Origin of the sequence: Nocardiopsis baichengensis YIM 90130 (genome assembly GCF_000341205.1) — a bacterium.
GTDB classification, from domain to species: domain Bacteria; phylum Actinomycetota; class Actinomycetes; order Streptosporangiales; family Streptosporangiaceae; genus Nocardiopsis_A; species Nocardiopsis_A halophila.
The window spans coordinates 1-16349 of record NZ_ANAS01000033.1 but is presented as its reverse complement, the minus strand read 5'-3'; the positions used below and the strand labels follow the sequence as shown (position 1 = coordinate 16349).

At 73.8% G+C, this 16349-nt stretch carries 14 protein-coding genes; 10 read left to right on the top strand and 4 right to left on the bottom strand.

What is annotated here, in order from left to right; translation table 11 throughout:
• Nucleotides 1-137 precede the first annotated feature (137 nt).
• Nucleotides 138-1586, top strand: a complete 1449-nt coding sequence (locus C892_RS0122645; protein WP_017559051.1) for an alanine/glycine:cation symporter family protein — start codon at nucleotides 138-140, stop codon at nucleotides 1584-1586.
• Nucleotides 1587-1784: 198 nt separating this feature from the next.
• The gene (locus C892_RS0122640) at nucleotides 1785-2384 is read left to right on the top strand and encodes a GNAT family N-acetyltransferase (RefSeq protein ID WP_017559050.1); all 600 of its coding nucleotides are present in this window, start codon (nucleotides 1785-1787) and stop codon (nucleotides 2382-2384) included.
• Nucleotides 2385-2414: 30 nt separating this feature from the next.
• On the opposite strand, the gene C892_RS0122635 is transcribed toward C892_RS0122640, so the two are convergent.
• Nucleotides 2415-2909 carry an SRPBCC family protein gene (locus C892_RS0122635; protein ID WP_239647491.1) on the bottom strand — a complete coding sequence of 165 codons (495 nt, stop codon included), beginning with the start codon at nucleotides 2907-2909 and terminating at the stop codon, nucleotides 2415-2417.
• Between the two features lie 161 nt (nucleotides 2910-3070).
• Between C892_RS0122635 and C892_RS0122630 the strand changes: the two genes are divergently transcribed.
• The 4 genes from C892_RS0122630 to C892_RS0122615 all read left to right on the top strand — a co-directional run bounded on the left by C892_RS0122630 (nucleotide 3071) and on the right by C892_RS0122615 (nucleotide 9600).
• Entirely contained in the window at nucleotides 3071-5317 is a 2247-nt protein-coding gene (locus tag C892_RS0122630) for a heavy metal translocating P-type ATPase (RefSeq protein WP_017559049.1), read from the top strand.
• Nucleotides 5318-5461: 144 nt separating this feature from the next.
• A complete protein-coding gene (locus tag C892_RS0122625; protein WP_017559048.1) occupies nucleotides 5462-6799 on the top strand; it encodes a cytochrome P450 family protein in 1338 nt (445 codons plus the stop codon).
• A complete protein-coding gene (locus tag C892_RS0122620) occupies nucleotides 6796-7890 on the top strand; it encodes a cytochrome P450 family protein (RefSeq protein ID WP_017559047.1) in 1095 nt (364 codons plus the stop codon). The genes C892_RS0122625 and C892_RS0122620 overlap by 4 nt, the downstream gene beginning before the upstream one ends.
• Nucleotides 7891-8052: 162 nt before the next feature.
• Nucleotides 8053-9600, top strand: coding sequence for a serine/threonine-protein kinase (locus C892_RS0122615; RefSeq protein WP_017559046.1), 1548 nt, complete (start codon nucleotides 8053-8055; stop codon nucleotides 9598-9600).
• Here C892_RS0122615 and C892_RS0122610 read toward each other — a convergent pair.
• On the bottom strand, nucleotides 9597-10367 hold the full coding sequence (locus C892_RS0122610; protein ID WP_017559045.1) for an NAD(P)H-dependent oxidoreductase: 771 nt from the start codon (nucleotides 10365-10367) through the stop codon (nucleotides 9597-9599). The genes C892_RS0122615 and C892_RS0122610 overlap by 4 nt on opposite strands.
• Before the next feature lie 98 nt (nucleotides 10368-10465).
• On the opposite strand from C892_RS0122610, the gene C892_RS0122605 reads away from it, so the two are divergent.
• Nucleotides 10466-11464: a GlxA family transcriptional regulator gene (locus C892_RS0122605; protein ID WP_239647490.1), complete on the top strand. Its 999-nt coding sequence runs from the start codon at nucleotides 10466-10468 to the stop codon at nucleotides 11462-11464.
• On the opposite strand, the gene C892_RS0122600 is transcribed toward C892_RS0122605, so the two are convergent.
• A complete protein-coding gene (locus C892_RS0122600; protein ID WP_017559043.1) occupies nucleotides 11448-12008 on the bottom strand; it encodes a TetR/AcrR family transcriptional regulator in 561 nt (186 codons plus the stop codon). The two genes, C892_RS0122605 and C892_RS0122600, sit on opposite strands and share 17 nt — an antisense overlap.
• Nucleotides 12009-12082: 74 nt before the next feature.
• Between C892_RS0122600 and C892_RS0122595 the strand changes: the two genes are divergently transcribed.
• Nucleotides 12083-13582: an MFS transporter gene (locus tag C892_RS0122595; RefSeq protein WP_017559042.1), complete on the top strand. Its 1500-nt coding sequence runs from the start codon at nucleotides 12083-12085 to the stop codon at nucleotides 13580-13582.
• A 73-nt stretch (nucleotides 13583-13655) separates the two neighbouring features.
• A complete protein-coding gene (locus C892_RS0122590; RefSeq protein ID WP_017559041.1) occupies nucleotides 13656-14165 on the top strand; it encodes a flavodoxin domain-containing protein in 510 nt (169 codons plus the stop codon).
• A gap of 62 nt (nucleotides 14166-14227) precedes the next feature.
• On the opposite strand, the gene C892_RS0122585 is transcribed toward C892_RS0122590, so the two are convergent.
• A complete protein-coding gene (locus C892_RS0122585; protein WP_017559040.1) occupies nucleotides 14228-15379 on the bottom strand; it encodes an acyl-CoA dehydrogenase family protein in 1152 nt (383 codons plus the stop codon).
• Nucleotides 15380-15469: 90 nt separating this feature from the next.
• Here C892_RS0122585 and C892_RS0122580 point away from each other — a divergent pair, with 90 nt between their 5' ends.
• The gene (locus C892_RS0122580; protein WP_017559039.1) at nucleotides 15470-16225 is read left to right on the top strand and encodes a TetR/AcrR family transcriptional regulator; all 756 of its coding nucleotides are present in this window, start codon (nucleotides 15470-15472) and stop codon (nucleotides 16223-16225) included.
• The last annotated feature ends 124 nt before the right edge of the window (nucleotides 16226-16349 follow it).

Below are 16349 nucleotides of genomic sequence, written 5' to 3'. Positions count from 1 at the left end.
CGGCGGACCGGGCGTGAGGTCACAGAACGGTAGTCATCCGGCAACGCGTGCGGGAATCCGGTGTTCCCGCCCGGTACAGGGGTACTGAGGGCAGTTGCCCACCTCACTCCCCCTGCAAGCAAAGGAGCCCCAGGGTTTTGGAGACCGTAAACGACCTCCTGGTGAGCGCCACAGACGCGTTCTGGATGTACCTTCTCATCCCCCTGCTGGCCCTGTTGAGCCTCTACTTCACCGTGCGGCTCGCGGGCGTGCAGATCCGCCTGGTGCCGGACATGGTCCGCCAGCTGCGCGGAGATCCGGAGACCGCCCCCGACGGCAAGAAGGCGATCTCCCCGTTCCAGGCCTTCTCCATCTCGGCCGCGGCGCGCATCGGCACCGGCAACATCGTCGGCGTCGCCGGCGCGATCGCCGTCGGCGGCCCCGGGGCCGTCTTCTGGATGTGGATCATGGCCCTGCTCGTGGGCGCCGCGAGCTTCGTGGAGTCGACTCTGGCCCAGCTGTACAAGGTGCGCGACTCCACCGGGTTCCGCGGCGGCCCCGCCTACTACATGCAGCACGGGCTGCGCGCGCGCTGGCTCGGGGTGGTCTTCGCCATCCTGATCACCATCACCTTCGGGTTCGTGTTCAACGCGGTGCAGTCCAACACCATCTCCGGCGCCGTCCAGAACTCCGTCGAGGTGACCGGCGCGTCGGTCCCCGGCTGGCTGGCCCCGGCCATCGGCGCCGTCCTGGTCGCGGTCACCGCGCTGGTCGTCTTCGGCGGCGTCCGACGGATCGCCCACGTCACCCAGGCGCTGGTGCCCTTCATGGCGCTGGTCTACATCCTCATGGCACTGGCGGTGGTCGCCCTCAACACCGACCAGATCGTGCCCGTCTTCGTGCTCATCTTCGAGAGCGCCTTCGGGCTGCGCGAGGTCGCCGGGGCCGCCCTGGGCACCGTGATCGTGCAGGGCGTCCGGCGCGGCATGTTCTCCAACGAGGCCGGCCTGGGGTCGGCCCCCAACGCCGCCGCCAGCGCCTCGGTGAGCCACCCGGCCAAGCAGGGGCTGGTGCAGACGTTCGGCGTGTACTTCGACACGCTGGTCATCTGCACCATGACCGCGTTCCTGATCCTGGTCTCCGACCCGGTCTACGGCGAGGAGCGCGGCCCCTCCATGACCCAGGACGCCCTTCAGGCGAGCCTGGGCGGCTGGTCCGTGCACGCGCTGACCTTCGTCCTGCTGCTGCTGTGCTTCAGCTCGGTGCTGGGCAACTACTACTACGGCGCGGCCAACGTGCGCTTCATGAGCGGCAGGCCGCAGGTGATGCTCGGGTTCCAGCTCGTCTTCCTGGTCGCGACCTTCCTGGGCTCCATCGGCCAGGTCGCGCTGGTGTGGAGCCTGGCCGACACCACGATGGGCCTGATGGCGCTGGTCAACCTGGTGGCGCTGGCGCCGCTGGCCGGCGCCGCCGTGCTGGTGCTGCGCGACTACACCGACCAGCGCAAGCAGGGGGTGGACCCGGTCTTCACCCGTGACCGGATCCCGCAGATCCCCGGTGTGCAGTGCTGGGAAGGCGAGGGCGAAGAGGTCAAGACGCTCCGCTGACCGCCTCTCTTCCTCCAAGGGCGCCCCTCTCCCGGAGGGGCGCCCTTCGCGTTCGCCGGGGCGGCGGGGCCGGGGAATCCGGCAAAGCGCGGATAAGACGACGAATCATGGCAAGACGGACGGCGGGATGATGCCGGAACCGTCCCGACTCGCTAGTGTTCTTCCTCACATCTGTGTGCCTGTTCCCAGGGGGACTGGATGACCATCGTCTCGATCGAGCCCGCCACCCCGGACCGCTGGAACGACCTGGAGCGCATGTTCGGCCCGACCGGCGCCTACGGGCACTGCTGGTGCGCGTTCTTCCGCCGCCGGGCCAAGGACTTCTCCGAGAGCCTGTCCTGCCCGCCGCCCGAACGGGGGCGCACCAACAAGGAGACCCTGCGAAGACTCACCCTCGACGGCAGGATCCCCGGGCTGATCGCCTACGACGGCGCCGAGCCGTGCGGCTGGGTGGCGGTCTCCCCGCGCGAGGCGTTCATCCGCCTGTCCCGCTCCCGCGCGCTGCGCCCCGTCGACCCCGACGAGCCCGGCGTGTGGGCGGTGGTGTGCTTCTGGCTCCCGCCGCGCCGGCGCAAGCACGGGCTGGGGACCCGCCTCCTGGACGCCGCGGTCGAGTACGCCCGCGCCGAGGGCGGGCGCGTCCTGGAGGGGTACCCGGTGGACACCGCAGGCGGGCGCGCGCCCAGCGCCGAGGTGTACACCGGCACCGTGCGCATGTTCCGCAAGGCGGGGTTCGGCTGCGGCCCGCACCCCGTGAGCGGGCGCCCCATCGCCCGTCTGGACCTCAAGGAGGGCTGAGGCGCCGGGGATACCCGCCCGGGGTAGGCCTCACCCCTCGGCGAGGCCGCGGATCCCGTCGACGGTGGCCCGCATGCCCTCTTCCAGCATGGTCAGGCGCTTCTCCAGGATCCGGCGCGCACGCTCGGGCCGCTCGGCCGCGAGCTCGTCCATCGGTCCGGGGTCGGGGCCGACGGCCATCGACTGGCGCAGCACGGTCCCGCCGTCCTCGGCGCGCAGGTCGAAGCGCCAGGTGGCGACCCGGCGCCCGTCGGGGAGCAGGACGTGCCAGGCGAAGGCGTGCGGCTCGTCGGCCTCCGCCACCTCGCTGGTGGTGGTCCACTCGCCCATGTGCTCGTTGTGGTTGCGGCCCGAGAAGCGCGCCCCGACCCGGGGGCCCTCGGCTCCGTCGAGCCATTCGGCGCTCTGCAGCTCGCCGCTGAACCGCGGCGGAACGGTGATGTCCGAGGCCAGGGCCCATACCCGCGCGGGGGAGGCGGAGATGTGCGCCTCGACCGCCACCGTCCGGTCCTCAAGGGAGTACATGGGGGAAATGTAGCCGCCGCCCCCGCCGGCGCGGGGGGCGGACCCCGGTTCTTTTCATACCCTGGGGGGGTATGGTACCAATGGGGGTGTGGGCGAACGCGGGGCGTGCGCCCCCGGTGATCCCCGATGATCAGGGGTAGAGGAGACGACAGGAGAGCGGCATGAGCGGAACCGATCGGGTGGAACTGGCCATCACCGGCATGACCTGCGCCTCCTGTGCGAACCGGATCGAGCGCAAGCTGAACAGGATGGACGGCGTCACCGCCACCGTCAACTACGCCACCGAGAAGGCGCAGGTCGACTACGCCGACGGGGTCGCGCCCGAGGACCTGGTCGCCCAGGTGGAGAAGGCCGGGTACGGCGCGGCGCTGCCCGCCCCGGCCGCCGACGGCAGCGGCGGCGAGGAGGCGGACGCGGCCGGGGACGACCCGGTACGGCCGCTGCGCGAGCGCACGGTGGTCAGCCTGGCGCTGTTCGTCCCGGTGATCGCCATGGCGATGTTCCCGGTCCTGCAGTTCACCTACTGGCAATGGCTGTCGCTGACGCTGGCGGCCCCCGTCATCGTGTGGGGGGCGCTGCCCTTCCACCGGGCCGCCTGGAAGAACCTCAAGCAGGGCGCGGCCACCATGGACACCCTGGTGTCGATGGGCACCCTCGCCGCCTTCCTCTGGTCCCTCTACGCCCTGTTCCTCGGCACCGCCGGCGAGCCGGGCATGGTCCACCCCTTCGAGCTGACCGTCGCGCGCAGCGACGGCGCCGGCGACATCTACCTGGAGGTCGCCGCGGGCGTCACCTCCTTCATCCTGCTCGGGCGGTACTTCGAGGCCCGGTCCAAGCGCCGCGCCGGAGCCGCCCTCAGGGCGCTGATGGAGATGGGCGCCAAGGACGTGGCGGTGCTGCGCGGCGGGACCGAGCGGCGCGTCCCCATCGGGGAGCTGGCCGAGGGCGACCTGTTCGTCGTGCGCCCCGGCGAGAAGATCGCCACCGACGGCGTCGTGGAGGAGGGCACCTCCGCGGTCGACATGAGCATGCTCACCGGCGAATCGGTGCCGGTGGAGGCGGCCCCTGGGGACCAGGTGGCCGGGGCCACCGTGAACTCCGGCGGCCGGATCACCGTCCGCGCCACCCGGGTCGGTGCCGACACCCGGCTGGCGCAGATGGCCCGCATGGTCGAGGAGGCGCAGAACGGCAAGGCCGAGATCCAGCGCCTGGCCGACCGGGTCTCCGGGGTGTTCGTCCCCGTCGTCATCCTGCTGGCCGCCGGGACCCTGGCGTTCTGGCTCGCCACCGGGGCCGGGGCGGCCGCGGCGTTCACCGCGGCGGTGGCGGTGCTCATCATCGCCTGCCCCTGCGCCCTGGGCCTGGCCACCCCGACCGCGCTCATGGTCGGTACCGGCCGCGGCGCCCAGATGGGCATCCTCATCAAGGGCCCGGAGGTGCTGGAGTCCACCCGGCGCATCGACACCGTCGTCCTGGACAAGACCGGCACCGTCACCACCGGCACCATGTCCCTTTCCGGGGTGCACGTGGCCGAGGGGGAGGACGAGGAGCAGGTGCTCCGCCTGGCCGGGGCGCTGGAGGACGCCTCCGAGCACCCCATCGCGCGGGCCGTCGCCGAGGGCGCCGCCCGGCGCGCGGGGGACCTGCCGGCCGCCGAGGGGTTCGCCAACCAGGAGGGGCTGGGCGTGCAGGGCGTCGTCGAGGGCCGCAAGGTCCTGGTCGGCCGGACCGCGCTGCTGGAGGAGTGGTCCCTGTCCCTGCCCGAGGACCTGCGCCGGGCCAAGGAGGCCGCCGAGGCCGAGGGCCGCACCGCCGTGGCCGTGGCCTGGGACGGCGCCGCACGCGCCGTGCTGACCGTCTCCGACACCGTCAAGCCGACCAGCGCCGAGGCGGTGCGCCGCCTCCGCGGCCTGGGGCTGGCCCCGGTCCTGCTCACCGGGGACAACCGGGCGGTGGCCGAGGCCGTCGCCGCCGAGGTCGGGATCGACCGGGTGGTCGCCGAGGTGCTGCCCCGGGACAAGGTCGAGCAGGTGCGGCGGCTGCAGGCCGAGGGCCGCGCGGTGGCCATGGTGGGCGACGGCGTCAACGACGCGGCCGCCCTGGCCCAGGCCGACCTCGGGCTGGCCATGGGCACCGGCACCGACGTGGCCATCGAGGCCGGCGACCTGACCCTGGTCCGCGGGGACCTGCGGGCGGCGGCCGACGCCATCCGGCTCTCCCGCCGCACCCTGTCCACCATCAAGGGCAACCTGTTCTGGGCCTTCGCCTACAACGCCGCGGCGCTGCCGCTGGCCGCCGCCGGCCTCCTCAACCCGATGATCGCCGGCGCGGCGATGGCCTTCTCCAGCGTCTTCGTGGTCGGCAACAGCCTACGGCTGCGCCGGTTCCGGGCCGTGGACCCCTCCTGATTCCGGCCCGTCCGCAACCCGAATGTCCAGCACAGCGCGCCCCCGCGGTCACGGACCGTGGGGGCGCCCCTGTCGTTCTGGGCCCCGGACCGCTACCGTTCCTCGCGCCCCCCCCCGGCGAGCGAGCGCGAACGGAACCGTGAATTGGCGACCGGCTGCCCCCACCTGGAGCTGTACGACCCCGGCTTCCATGCCGACCACCACGCCGCCTACGCGCGCATGCGCGAGGAGCACGGCCCGGTCGTCCCGGTCATGCTCGAACCCGGCGTGGAGGGACGGCTGGTGGTCGACTACGCGCTCATCACCGCCTGGTGCCGCGACGAGCGCACGTTCAGCCGGGACGCCCGCCGCTGGAAGGACTGGCGCGAAGGGCGCATCCCCGACGACTCCTCCCTGCTGGGGATGATGGGCCACCGGCCCAACGCGCTGTTCTCCGACGGCGAGGAGCACCGGCGGGTCCGCCGCGCAATGGTCGACTCCCTGGCGCCCTTCGAGCCCGGGAAGGTCGGCGCCCAGGCGCGGGCCGTCGCCGAGCGCCTCGTGGACGGCTTCTGCGCGCGCGGCGAGGCCGAACTCATGGAGGAGTTCGCCCGCCCCCTGCCGCTGCTGGTCATGAACGACATGTTCGGCATGGACGCCTCCTCCGGCCGCCGCTTCTTCACCGCCCTGCGCGACATGTGGGACGGGGTGGACGCCGAGCGGGCCAACGCCGAACTGGAGTCGGTGCTCTCGGCCCACATCGACCGCAAGCGCGCGCACCCGGGCGAGGACGTCACCAGCGCCCTCATGCGGCACCGGGCCGGGCTCAGCGACGAGGAGGTCCTGCAGCACCTGGTGCTCATGGTCGGGGCCGGGCACGAGCCCAGCGCCTCCCTGCTGTCCAACGCGGTGCGGGTGCTGCTCACCGACCGCGCGCTGAGCGAGGACCTGGCCGGCGCGCGCACCGGCATCGGCGAGGCGATCGACCGCGTCATGTGGAGCGCGCCCCCGGTCACCAACTACCCGGTGATGTACCCGGTGCGGGACGTGGAGGTCCCCGGCGGCGGCACGCTGCCCGAGGGCACCCCGGTGCTGCTGGGCTTCGCCGCCGCCAACCGCTTCCTCGCCGAGGAGTACGCCCAGCGCCTGGAGGACGCGCCCAACCGCGCCCACCTCGCCTGGGGCGTGGGCGCGCACCGCTGCCCGGCCAAGGACATCGCCACGGCCATCGCCGTGGCCGGCATCGAGGTCCTCCTGCGGCGCCTGCCCCGGCTGCGGCTGGGCACGGCGCCCGAGGAGCTGTCCTGGAGGATCTCCCCCTTCGCCCACGCCCTCACGCGGCTTCCCGTCGCTTTCGACCCCCAGACCCCGGTAGAGGAAGGAACGCCGTGGACCCCGTCCGACTCGTCACCGGAGACCTCCACCCCCAAGCCGCCCGGCTCCGCGAGACCGGAGCCGTCGTCCCTGTCGAACTTCCTGGTGAGGTTGCTGCGTGGTCGGTGACCCGCTATGACGCGGTGCGCGAGGTGGTCACCCACCCGGATGTGAAGAAGAACCCCGTCCACTGGCGGGCCTGGCGGGAGGGGCGGATCCGCGCCGACTGGCAGCTGATCTCCTGGGTCGCCGCCGAGAACATGCTCGCGCGCGACGACGAGGACCACACCCGGCTGCGCAAGCTGGTCTCCAAGGCCTTCACCCCGCGCCGCGTGGAGGGCATGCGCACGCGGATCGAGGCGCTGGTGGCCGAACTGCTGGACGCGATGGCCGCCGGCGGGCCGGTCGCCGACGTCAAGGCCGACTACGCCTACCCGCTGCCGATGACGGTGATCAGCGACCTGTTCGGGGTGGACGGCGGCGCCCGCGACGAGCTGCACCGGCGCATCGGGATGATGTTCGACCAGACCATCACCCCTGAGCAGGCGCTGGAGAACCACGAGGGCACCCAGCGGTTCCTGGCCGACCTGGTGGCGCGCAAGCGCGCCGCCCCGGGCGAGGACATGACCAGCGCGCTCATCGCCGCACGCGACGAGGACAACGACCGGCTCAGCGAGTCGGAGCTGGTCTGGACGCTCATCCTGATCATCGGCGCCGGGTTCGAGACCACCATGAACCTGCTGACCAACGCGGTGCAGGCGCTGCTGACCCACCGGGACCAGCTGGAGGCGCTGGTGCGCGGGGAGCGCCCGTGGAGCGACGCGGTGGAGGAGACGCTGCGCTGGAACACCTCCATCCAGAACGTCCCGCTCCGCTTCGCCGCCAAGGACCTGGTGATCGACGGCACCACCGTGCCCGAGGGCGACGCGCTGCTGGTGTCCTACGGCTCCGCCGGGCGCGACCCCCGGCAGCACGGCGGCACCGCCGACCGCTTCGACATCACCCGTGAGGACAAGTCCCACGTGTCCTTCTCGCACGGCCCGCACTACTGCCTGGGGGCCAACCTGGCCCGGCTGGAGCTGGGCACCGCCCTGCCCGCGCTCTTCGCCCGCTTCCCCGGCATGGAGCTCCTCGACACCGAGCCCGAGCAGGTGCCCTCGATCGTCTCCAACGGCGTGGCCGCGCTGCGGGTGCGCCTGGGCGGGGCGGCCCCGGCCTGAGTCCGGTCCGGCCGTTCGGTGTCCGGAAGCGGACACCGCCTGACGGGTGCGCACGATGTCCCTCGTCGTGCGCTTTCATGGCGTTGCGGGGGATTTAGACTCGCCAGGTGACGGCACGGCCGCGGCGGCCGCGGCCGCGAGGACCCGAGGAAAGCCCCACCCATGAGTTCAGAGCAGACCGCGCCCGGCCACCTGCTGGCCGGGCGCTACCGCCTCACCGAGCTGATCGGCGCGGGCGGCATGGGCCGCGTGTGGCGCGGCACCGACGAGCTGCTCGACCGGCCCGTGGCGGTCAAGGAGCTGACCATCCCCCCGCAGCTGCCCCAGGCCGAGGTCGAGGTGCTGCGCACCCGGATGCTGCGGGAGGCGCGCAGCGCCGCGCGGCTGGGCCACCCCTCCATCATCACCGTCTTCGACGTGGTGGACGGCGACGACCGGCCCTGGATCGTGATGGAGCTGGTGCGGGGGCGCTCGCTCTCCGAGGTCATCAAGAGCGACGGGGCGCTGGACCCGGGCCGGGCGGCCGCCATCGGCCTGCAGATGGCCACCGCGCTGTCCCTCGCCCACGACCGCGGCATCGTGCACCGCGACATCAAGCCCGGCAACGTGCTCATCGCCCCCGGCGACCGGGCGGTGCTCACCGACTTCGGCATCGCCCGGCTGGAGGGCACCTCCGGGCTGACCAGCACCGGCCTGCTGGTGGGCTCGCCCGGCTACCTGTCCCCCGAGCAGGCCCAGGGCGGCCCGGCCACCCCGGCCTCGGACATCTGGTCGCTGGGCGTCACCCTCTACCAGGCGGTGGAGGGCCGGGTGCCCTTCCACCGGGAGGCGGCGGTGGCGACGCTGACCGCCATCGTCACCGAGGAGGTGCCGCCGCCGCGCAACGCCGGCCCGCTGGCCCCGGTGCTGGCCGCCCTGCTGGAGAAGGAGCCCGAGCGGCGGCCCGGCATCGCCGAGGCGCACCGCATGCTGAGCGAGGCGGCCGAGCGGGCCGGGAAGGCCCCGGCCGCCGCGTCCGCCGCCGAGCCCCCGCCGTCCGGGAAGGGGCGCGGACGCCGGTTCGCGGCGCTGGGGGGCGCCGCCGCCACGGCGCTCGCCGCCGTCGCCCTGGCCTTCTGGCTGGGCGACGGAGGGCTGGACGGCGCCGACCCGGCCCCCCGCACGCCCCCGGAGGCGGCCGGAACGCAGGAGCCCGGGCCGAGCGCACCGTCAGCGCAGGACGGCGACCCTTCAGCGCAGGCCGACGAGCCCGAGGAGCCCGAAGAGGGGCCCGAGGCCGACGTCGCCATGGCCCGGTACGAGGACGAGACCGGCTTCTCCGTGGACCTGCCCGAGGGGTGGGAGTTCCGCGAGCGCAGCGGCACCAGCGTCTTCTTCGACCTCCCCGGCGGCGGCTACCTGCAGATCGACCAGACCGACGACCCCGGCGACGACGCCGAGCAGGACTGGCTGCGGCAGGAGGGCGCGATCTCCGGCAACTTCTCGGGCTATGAGAAGCAGGCGATCACGGCCCTGGACGAGCCCTTCGTGGACCGGTACATCAGCGCGGCCGACTGGGAGTTCACCTTCGACGAGCGGCACGCGGTCAACCGGGCCTTCCACACCGAGGAGAAGGGGTACGCCCTCTTCCTCGTCTCCCCGACCGACACCTGGGAGGAGAACCGCGGGCTCCTGGACGCCATCACGGCCTCCTTCGAGCCGGCCGCCTAGCGGAGCAGGTGGGCGGCCAGGCCCGTCTCCCCGGGAGCCAGCTCCGGGCGCAGCACCAGGGCGTCGTCGTAGTCGCCGCCGTTCTGCGACCGGTAGGGGACCGGGTCGGTCTGCCAGGCGGTCAGCACCCGCTCGGCCAGGTGCTTGCCGGCGCGCTCGACGTCCTCGGCCGAGGCGCGGTCGGCACTGTGGACGACGACCGGCGGCAGCACGTCCATCCCCGTGTACCAGAACGTCCCGTGGTTCAGCGGGAACAGGATGTCCTCGATGGCGCCGTTGACCCCGCGCGGGCCGATGGAGGTCTCCCGGGCACCGACGGTCGTCACGGCCAGCGCGCGCCTGCCGGCCAGGGGCCCCTCTCCGTAGCGGAGCGTGCGGCCGGTCTCGGGGTCCTGGATCCCGAACGCGAAGCCCATGGTGAAGACCCGGTCGAACCACCCCTTGAGGATCGCCGGAAGCCCGTACCACCACAGCGGGAACTGCACGACCACCGTGTCGGCCCAGGCGAGCTTCTCCTGCTCGGCCACGATGTCCGGGGCCATGGTCCCGGCGCTCCGCGCGCGCTTGGTGGCGGCGGGCACCCGTAGGCGCTCGGTCGGATCGTGGCCGAAGTCGTCGGGTCCGACCACCGGGTTCCACTCCATCGCGTACAGGTCGGACTCCATGAGGGCGTGGCCGCAGTCGCTGAGCGCGCGCTGGGCGGTGTCGCGCAGCATGCCGTTCAGGGACCGGGAATCGGGGTGCGCGAAGACCCACAGGACGTTCATCGGAGCGCTCTCCTCGCTTTCGGGACCGCATCGATCATGCGGCCCGGGCCCGCCGGGGTACGAGTGGCCCGTCGGCCGACATGCGCAATAATCGGGCCATGGAGCGAACCCCTCGGGAGCGAACACGGCACACGGTGGCGGTCCTGGTCCGCGACGGGGCCCTGCCGATGGAGACCGGCATCGTGCACCGGATCTTCGGCGAGGCGCGGTCCCCGCAGGGCGGACGGCTGTACGACGTGCTCACCTGCGCGGTGCGGCCGGGGGAGGTGCGCACCGACGCCGACTTCACCCTCAACGTGGCCCGGGGGCCGGAGGTCCTGGCCGCGGCCGACACCGTGGTCGTGCCCGCCTCCGACGTCGACTACGAGCCCGTCGGCGGGCCGCTGGAGGGGGAGCTGGCGGAGGCCTTCGCGCGGATCCCGCCGGGTGCGCGGTACGCCTCCATCTGCACCGGCACCTTCGTGCTCGCCGCCGCCGGGCTGCTGGACGGGCTGCGGGCCACCACGCACTGGCGGTCGGCGGCGCGCCTGGCCGAGCTGTACCCGGCGGTGCGGGTCGAGCCCGACGTGCTCTACACCGACGAGGGGGACGTGCTCACCGCCGCCGGGGTGGCCTCCGGCATCGACCTGTGCCTGCACATGGTCCGCCGCGACCACGGGGCGGCGGTGGCGGCCGAGGTGGCCCGCGGGACGGTGGTGCCGCCGCACCGGGACGGCGGGCAGGCCCAGTACATCCGGCGCCCGGTGCCGCCGTCGGCGCGCGGCGGGGCGACCGCGGTGGCCCGGGCCTGGGCCGAGGAGGACCTGTCACGCCCGATGCCGCTGGCCGAGCTTGCGGGCCGGGCCTCGATGAGCGTGCGCACCTTCACCCGGCGCTTCCGCGAGGAGACGGGGGTCTCGCCCGCGCGGTGGCTGCACCGGCAGCGCGTGGACTACGCGCGCCGGCTGCTGGAGGAGAGCGACCTGGCGGTGGACCGGGTGGCCGAGCGGTCGGGGCTGGGGACCGCCGCCTCGCTGCGGGCGCACATCAAGGCCGAGACCGGGGTCTCGCCCACCGAGTACCGCCGGACCTTCCGCGGGGCTACGGCGCACCGGTGAGGCGGCGCAGCGCCGCCATGAGCGCCCCGGTGTCCGGCAGGGCGTCCGGGTCGACCAGCTCCTGGAGGAGGATGCCGGAGAACACCGCGTAGGCGGCGGCGCCCAGCGCCCGGCCCTGCGGGGTGTCCTGCGAGCCCGGGTCCAGCAGCGCCGCGAACTCCCGGTGCGCCTCCTGGTAGGCCGCGCCGAGCGCCGAGCGCAGCTCGGGGGAGAACTGCGCCTCGGCGTAGGCCTGAACGCTCGCCATCAGCAGCTCGCGCTCCTGCGGCGTGCTCGCGCGCATCCGGTCCACCAGCGCGGCCAGTCGCGCCTGCGGGTCCGGCGCCTCGACCGCGTCCAGCGCCTCGGCGACGGTGTCGCCCCACTCGCTGGTCGCCGCGATGACCGCGGCGTTCATCAGCGCGTCCTTCGACCCGTAGTGGTAGCCGATCGAGGCCAGGTGGGCGCCGGAGGCGGCGGCGATGTCGCGCGCGGTGGTGTGCGCGTAGCCCTTCTCCACCAGGCATTTCTTGGCGCCTTCGAGGAGGTCGTCGCGGTGGTTCATGGCGGCATCCTACCTCGGTCCTTGGACGTACGTACATATTGACGGGTGTCTATGACGTACGTACGATCACGGCCATGACGACGACCCGCGACCCCGGCCCCGCCGACCCCGGCGCCGTCCCGCCCCGCGCCGGCCCCCGCGCCTGGGCCGGGCTGGCCGTGCTGCTGCTGCCCGCGCTCCTGGTATCGATGGACATCTCGGTGCTGTTCGTGGCGGCGCCGGCGCTCGCCGCCGCGTTCGACCCCACCGCCGCCCAGTGGCTGTGGATGATGGACGTCTACGGCTTCGTGCTCGCCTCACTGCTCATCGCCATGGGCGGGCTGGGGGACCGGTTCGGCCGCCGGCGGCTGCTGATCGCCGGGGGCGCCGCCTTCGGGGCGGCCTCGGCGCTGCTGGCCTTCGCCCCCACCGCCGGGCTGCTCATCGCCGGACGCGCCCTGCTGGGGGTCGGCGCGGCCACCCTCGCCCCCTCCACGCTCGCCCTGATCCGCACCCTCTTCGCCGACCCCGCGCAGCGCCGGACCGCGGTCGGCGCCTGGACGGCCGCCTTCACCGGCGGCGCCGTCGCCGGCCCCGTCATCGGCGGCGCCCTGCTGGAGCACTTCTGGTGGGGATCGGTCTTCCTCATCAACGTCCCGGTGATGGCGCTGCTGCTGCTCGCGGCGCCGCTGCTGGTGCCCGAGTCCAAGGCGCCCGAGGGCGGGGCCTTCGACCTGCCGGGGGCGCTGCTCTCGCTGGGCGCACTGCTGGGCACGGTCTTCGCGGTCAAGCACGCCTCCGAGTACGGCCCCGACGCCGCGGCCGGGGCCGCCCTGGCGGGGGGACTGGCCTGCGGGGCGCTGTTCGTCCGCCGCCAGATGCGCGCCGCGCACCCGCTGATCGACCTGGGACTGTTCCGCAACCCGGCGTTCGGGGCGGCCGTCGCCGCGAACGGCGCGGTCTCCCTGGCCGCCGCCGGCATGGGCTTCCTCGCCTTCACCTACCTGCAGACCGTGCACGGCCTGAGCCCCCTCCAGGCCGCCCTGTGGGCGCTGCCCACCTTCCTCGGCACGGTCGCCGGGGTCGTGCTCGCCGGCGCACTGGCCGGCCGCCTCTCCCGGGGCGCGGTGCTGTCCACAGGGCTGGCCGTGGGCGCGCTCGGCTTCACCGGGATCGCCGCCGTGGGGCCGGAGTCGCCCGTGGCGCTGTTCATCGGCGCCTACACGGTGGTCACCCTCGGCGTGGGGGCCGTCGGGTCGCTCGCCAACGACCTGGTCCTGGGGGCGGCCCCGCGCGAGCGCGCGGGCGCTGCGTCCGGTGTGTCGGAGTCGGCCGTCGAACTGGGCAACGCGCTCGGGATCGCGGTCCTGGGGACCGTCGCCGCGGCCGTCTACCGGGGCGCCGTGCCCGGGCAGGTCCCCGGGACCGTGGCCGGCGCCGCCGAGCAGGCCGCGGGCATGGGCGCGGCGGGAGACCACCTGCTGGAGACGGCGTTCGCGGCCTTCACCCAGGGCCTGAACGCGGCGGCCCTGACCGGGGCGGCCGTCATGGCGGCCACGGCCCTGTTCACCGCCGTGGCCCTGCGCGGCCGCTGACCGACGTCCCTTGCCAGGGGCGGTCGGCGCGGCGTTCGCTGGACCGTACGGGCACCACGGCATGGGAGGCGCCATGATCGTCCTGGTGGGATACGCGACGGAGCACGGCTCCACGCGGGAGATCGCCCAGCGCATCGGATCGGGGCTCCGGGCGGCCGGAGTCGACGCCCACGTCCGCTCGCTCACGGACGTCGGCGACGTGAGGGGGTACGGGGCCTTCGTCGTCGGCAGCGCCGTGCACGACCGTTCGTGGCTGGACACGGGCCGTGAGTTCGTCCGACGCGACCTCGCCCGTACCCGGTCCCGCCCGGTGTGGCTGTTCAGCGTGGGCATGCCGGACGCGCTGCGCGGACCGTGGCGGAGACTGGCCGCCACGGAGGCGTCGGCCATCGAGGCGGACCTGGCGGCGCCCTTCCCCGTCCGCGGGCACCGGCTGTTCTCCGGGGTGGTCGGGCCCGAGCACCTGTCCAGGGCGGGGCGCCTGGTGTTCCGGCTGATGGGCGGCCGGTACGGCGACCACCGCGACGAGGGGGCGATCGACGCGTGGGCCGCGAGCATCGCCGAGGAGCTCGGGCACCGCTGACCGGGGCCCTGGTCGCCCCCTGGGAAGGAGGGGCCACCAGGGCTCTTCCGCGTCCCTGCCGCCTACTTCAGCAGCTGGCGCGCCATCACCATGCGCTGGATCTGGTTGGTGCCCTCGTAGATCTGGGTGATCTTGGCGTCGCGCATCATGCGCTCGACCGGGAAGTCCTTCACGTAGCCGGCGCCGCCGAGGAGCTGGACGGCGTCGGTGGTGATCTCCATGGCGGCGTCGGAGGCCTGGCACTTGGCGGCCGCGCCGAAGAAGGGCAGGTCGGCGTCGCCGCGCTCGGACTTGGCCGCCGCCGCGTAGACCATCTGGCGGGCGCTCTCCAGCTTCATCGCCATGTCGGCCAGCATGAACTGCACGCCCTGGAACTCGGCGACGGCCTTGCCGAACTGCTTGCGCTCCTTGACGTAGGCCACGGCGGCGTCCAGGGCCCCCTGGGCGATGCCGACGGCCTGGGCGCCGATGGTCACCCGGGTGTGGTCCAGGGTGCGCAGGGCGATCTTGAGGCCCTCGCCGACCCCGCTCGCGCGGCGCTCGTCGGGGATGCGCACGTCGTCGAAGAACAGCTCGCGCGTGGGCGAGCCCTTGATGCCGAGCTTGCGCTCGGGCTCGCCCAGGGTGAAGCCCGGGTCGTCCTCGTGCAGCACGAAGGCGGTGACGTTGCTGCCGCGCTTGCCCCCGGGGTCGGTCACCGCCATGACGGTGTAGTACTTGCTCACGCCCGCGTTGGTGATCCACGACTTCTGGCCGTTGACCACCCACGAGTCGCCGTCCCGGACGGCCTGGGTGCGCATGCTGGCGGTGTCGGAGCCGGCCTCGCGCTCGGACAGGCCGTAGGAGAACATCGCCTCCCCGCGCGCCACCTCCGGCAGGTAGCGTCTCTTGACCTCCTCCGAGGCGCCCAGGATGAGCGGCATGGTGCCGAGCTTGTTCACCGCCGGGATCAGCGAGGAGGAGCCGCAGGCGCGCGCGACCTCCTCGATCACGATGCACGTGGCAAGCGCGTCGGCGCCCACGCCCTCGTACTCCTCGGCGATGTGCGGGGCGTGGAAGTCGGTCGCGCGCAGCGCGTCGTAGGCCTCCTGGGGGAAGGCGCTGTTCTCGTCGGCCGCGGCGGCGTGCGGCGCGATCTTGTCCTCGGCCACCGCGCGCACCGCGTCGCGCAGCTCCTCGTGTTCCTCGGCGGTGGTGAACAGGTCGAAGCTCATCGGCCCTCCCGGGGCTGGGTGTGGCACTGAGTGCCTGATACTGGCATTAAGTGACAGCGTACGTTATCGGGAGGAAGACGGAGGAGGGGCATGGCCGACGGCACGGGTAGGACCGGTACGGACGGCGGCGGGGGGCGCCCCGCCGGGCACGAGGTGGTCGCGGCCGCCGTGCGGCTCTTCGAGCGGCGCGGCTACGAGGCCACCACGATGGGCGACGTCGCCGAGGAGGCGGGGCTGAGCCGGCGCAGCCTCTTCCGGCGCTTCGGCACCAAGGACGACATCCTCTTCGCCGAGCACGAGGAGCTGTACGAGGGGGTGCGGCGCTTCCTGGACGCCGCCCCGGGCGGCGACCCGGTGGCCACGGTGACCACCGCCGCGCGCATGGTCTTCCAGGGCTACGCCGCCGAACCGGACACCTCCGTGCGCCGCTTCCGCCTGGTCCGGGCGGTGCCGCGGCTGCGCGACCGGGAGATCGCGATGACCGCGCGCTACCAGTCCGCCTTCCGCCGGTACCTGGCCGGCGGGGAGCGGGACACCGAACGCGCGCTGGCGGCCGAGGCCGTGGCGGCCTCGGTGATCGCCGCGCACAACCACGTGCTGCGCTCCTGGCTGCGCGAACCCGAGCACCCGGTCCCCTGGGACCGGTTCGACCGGGCGATGGCGTTCGTCACCGAGGGCCTGGCCGACGTGCTCCGCGGCGGGCCCGCGCGGCCGCGTGGAGGGGAGGAGGTGGTGGTCGCGGTCTATCCGGCCGGGACCTCCCCCGACGAGGTCGCGCGCCGGGTGCGCACAGCGCTCGATCCGGGCGATCCGCCCCCTGCGGTAGATTCGCGTGGGCGCATCTGACCAGCGCCGGAACGGACCTGCCGGAGGCAACGGGGAGGCGACACGGTGACCGCGACGACGCAGGGCGAAGGCGCCAGGACCGCTCAGGAGGTTCTGGCCGAGGCGGGTCGGCGGCGCACGTTCG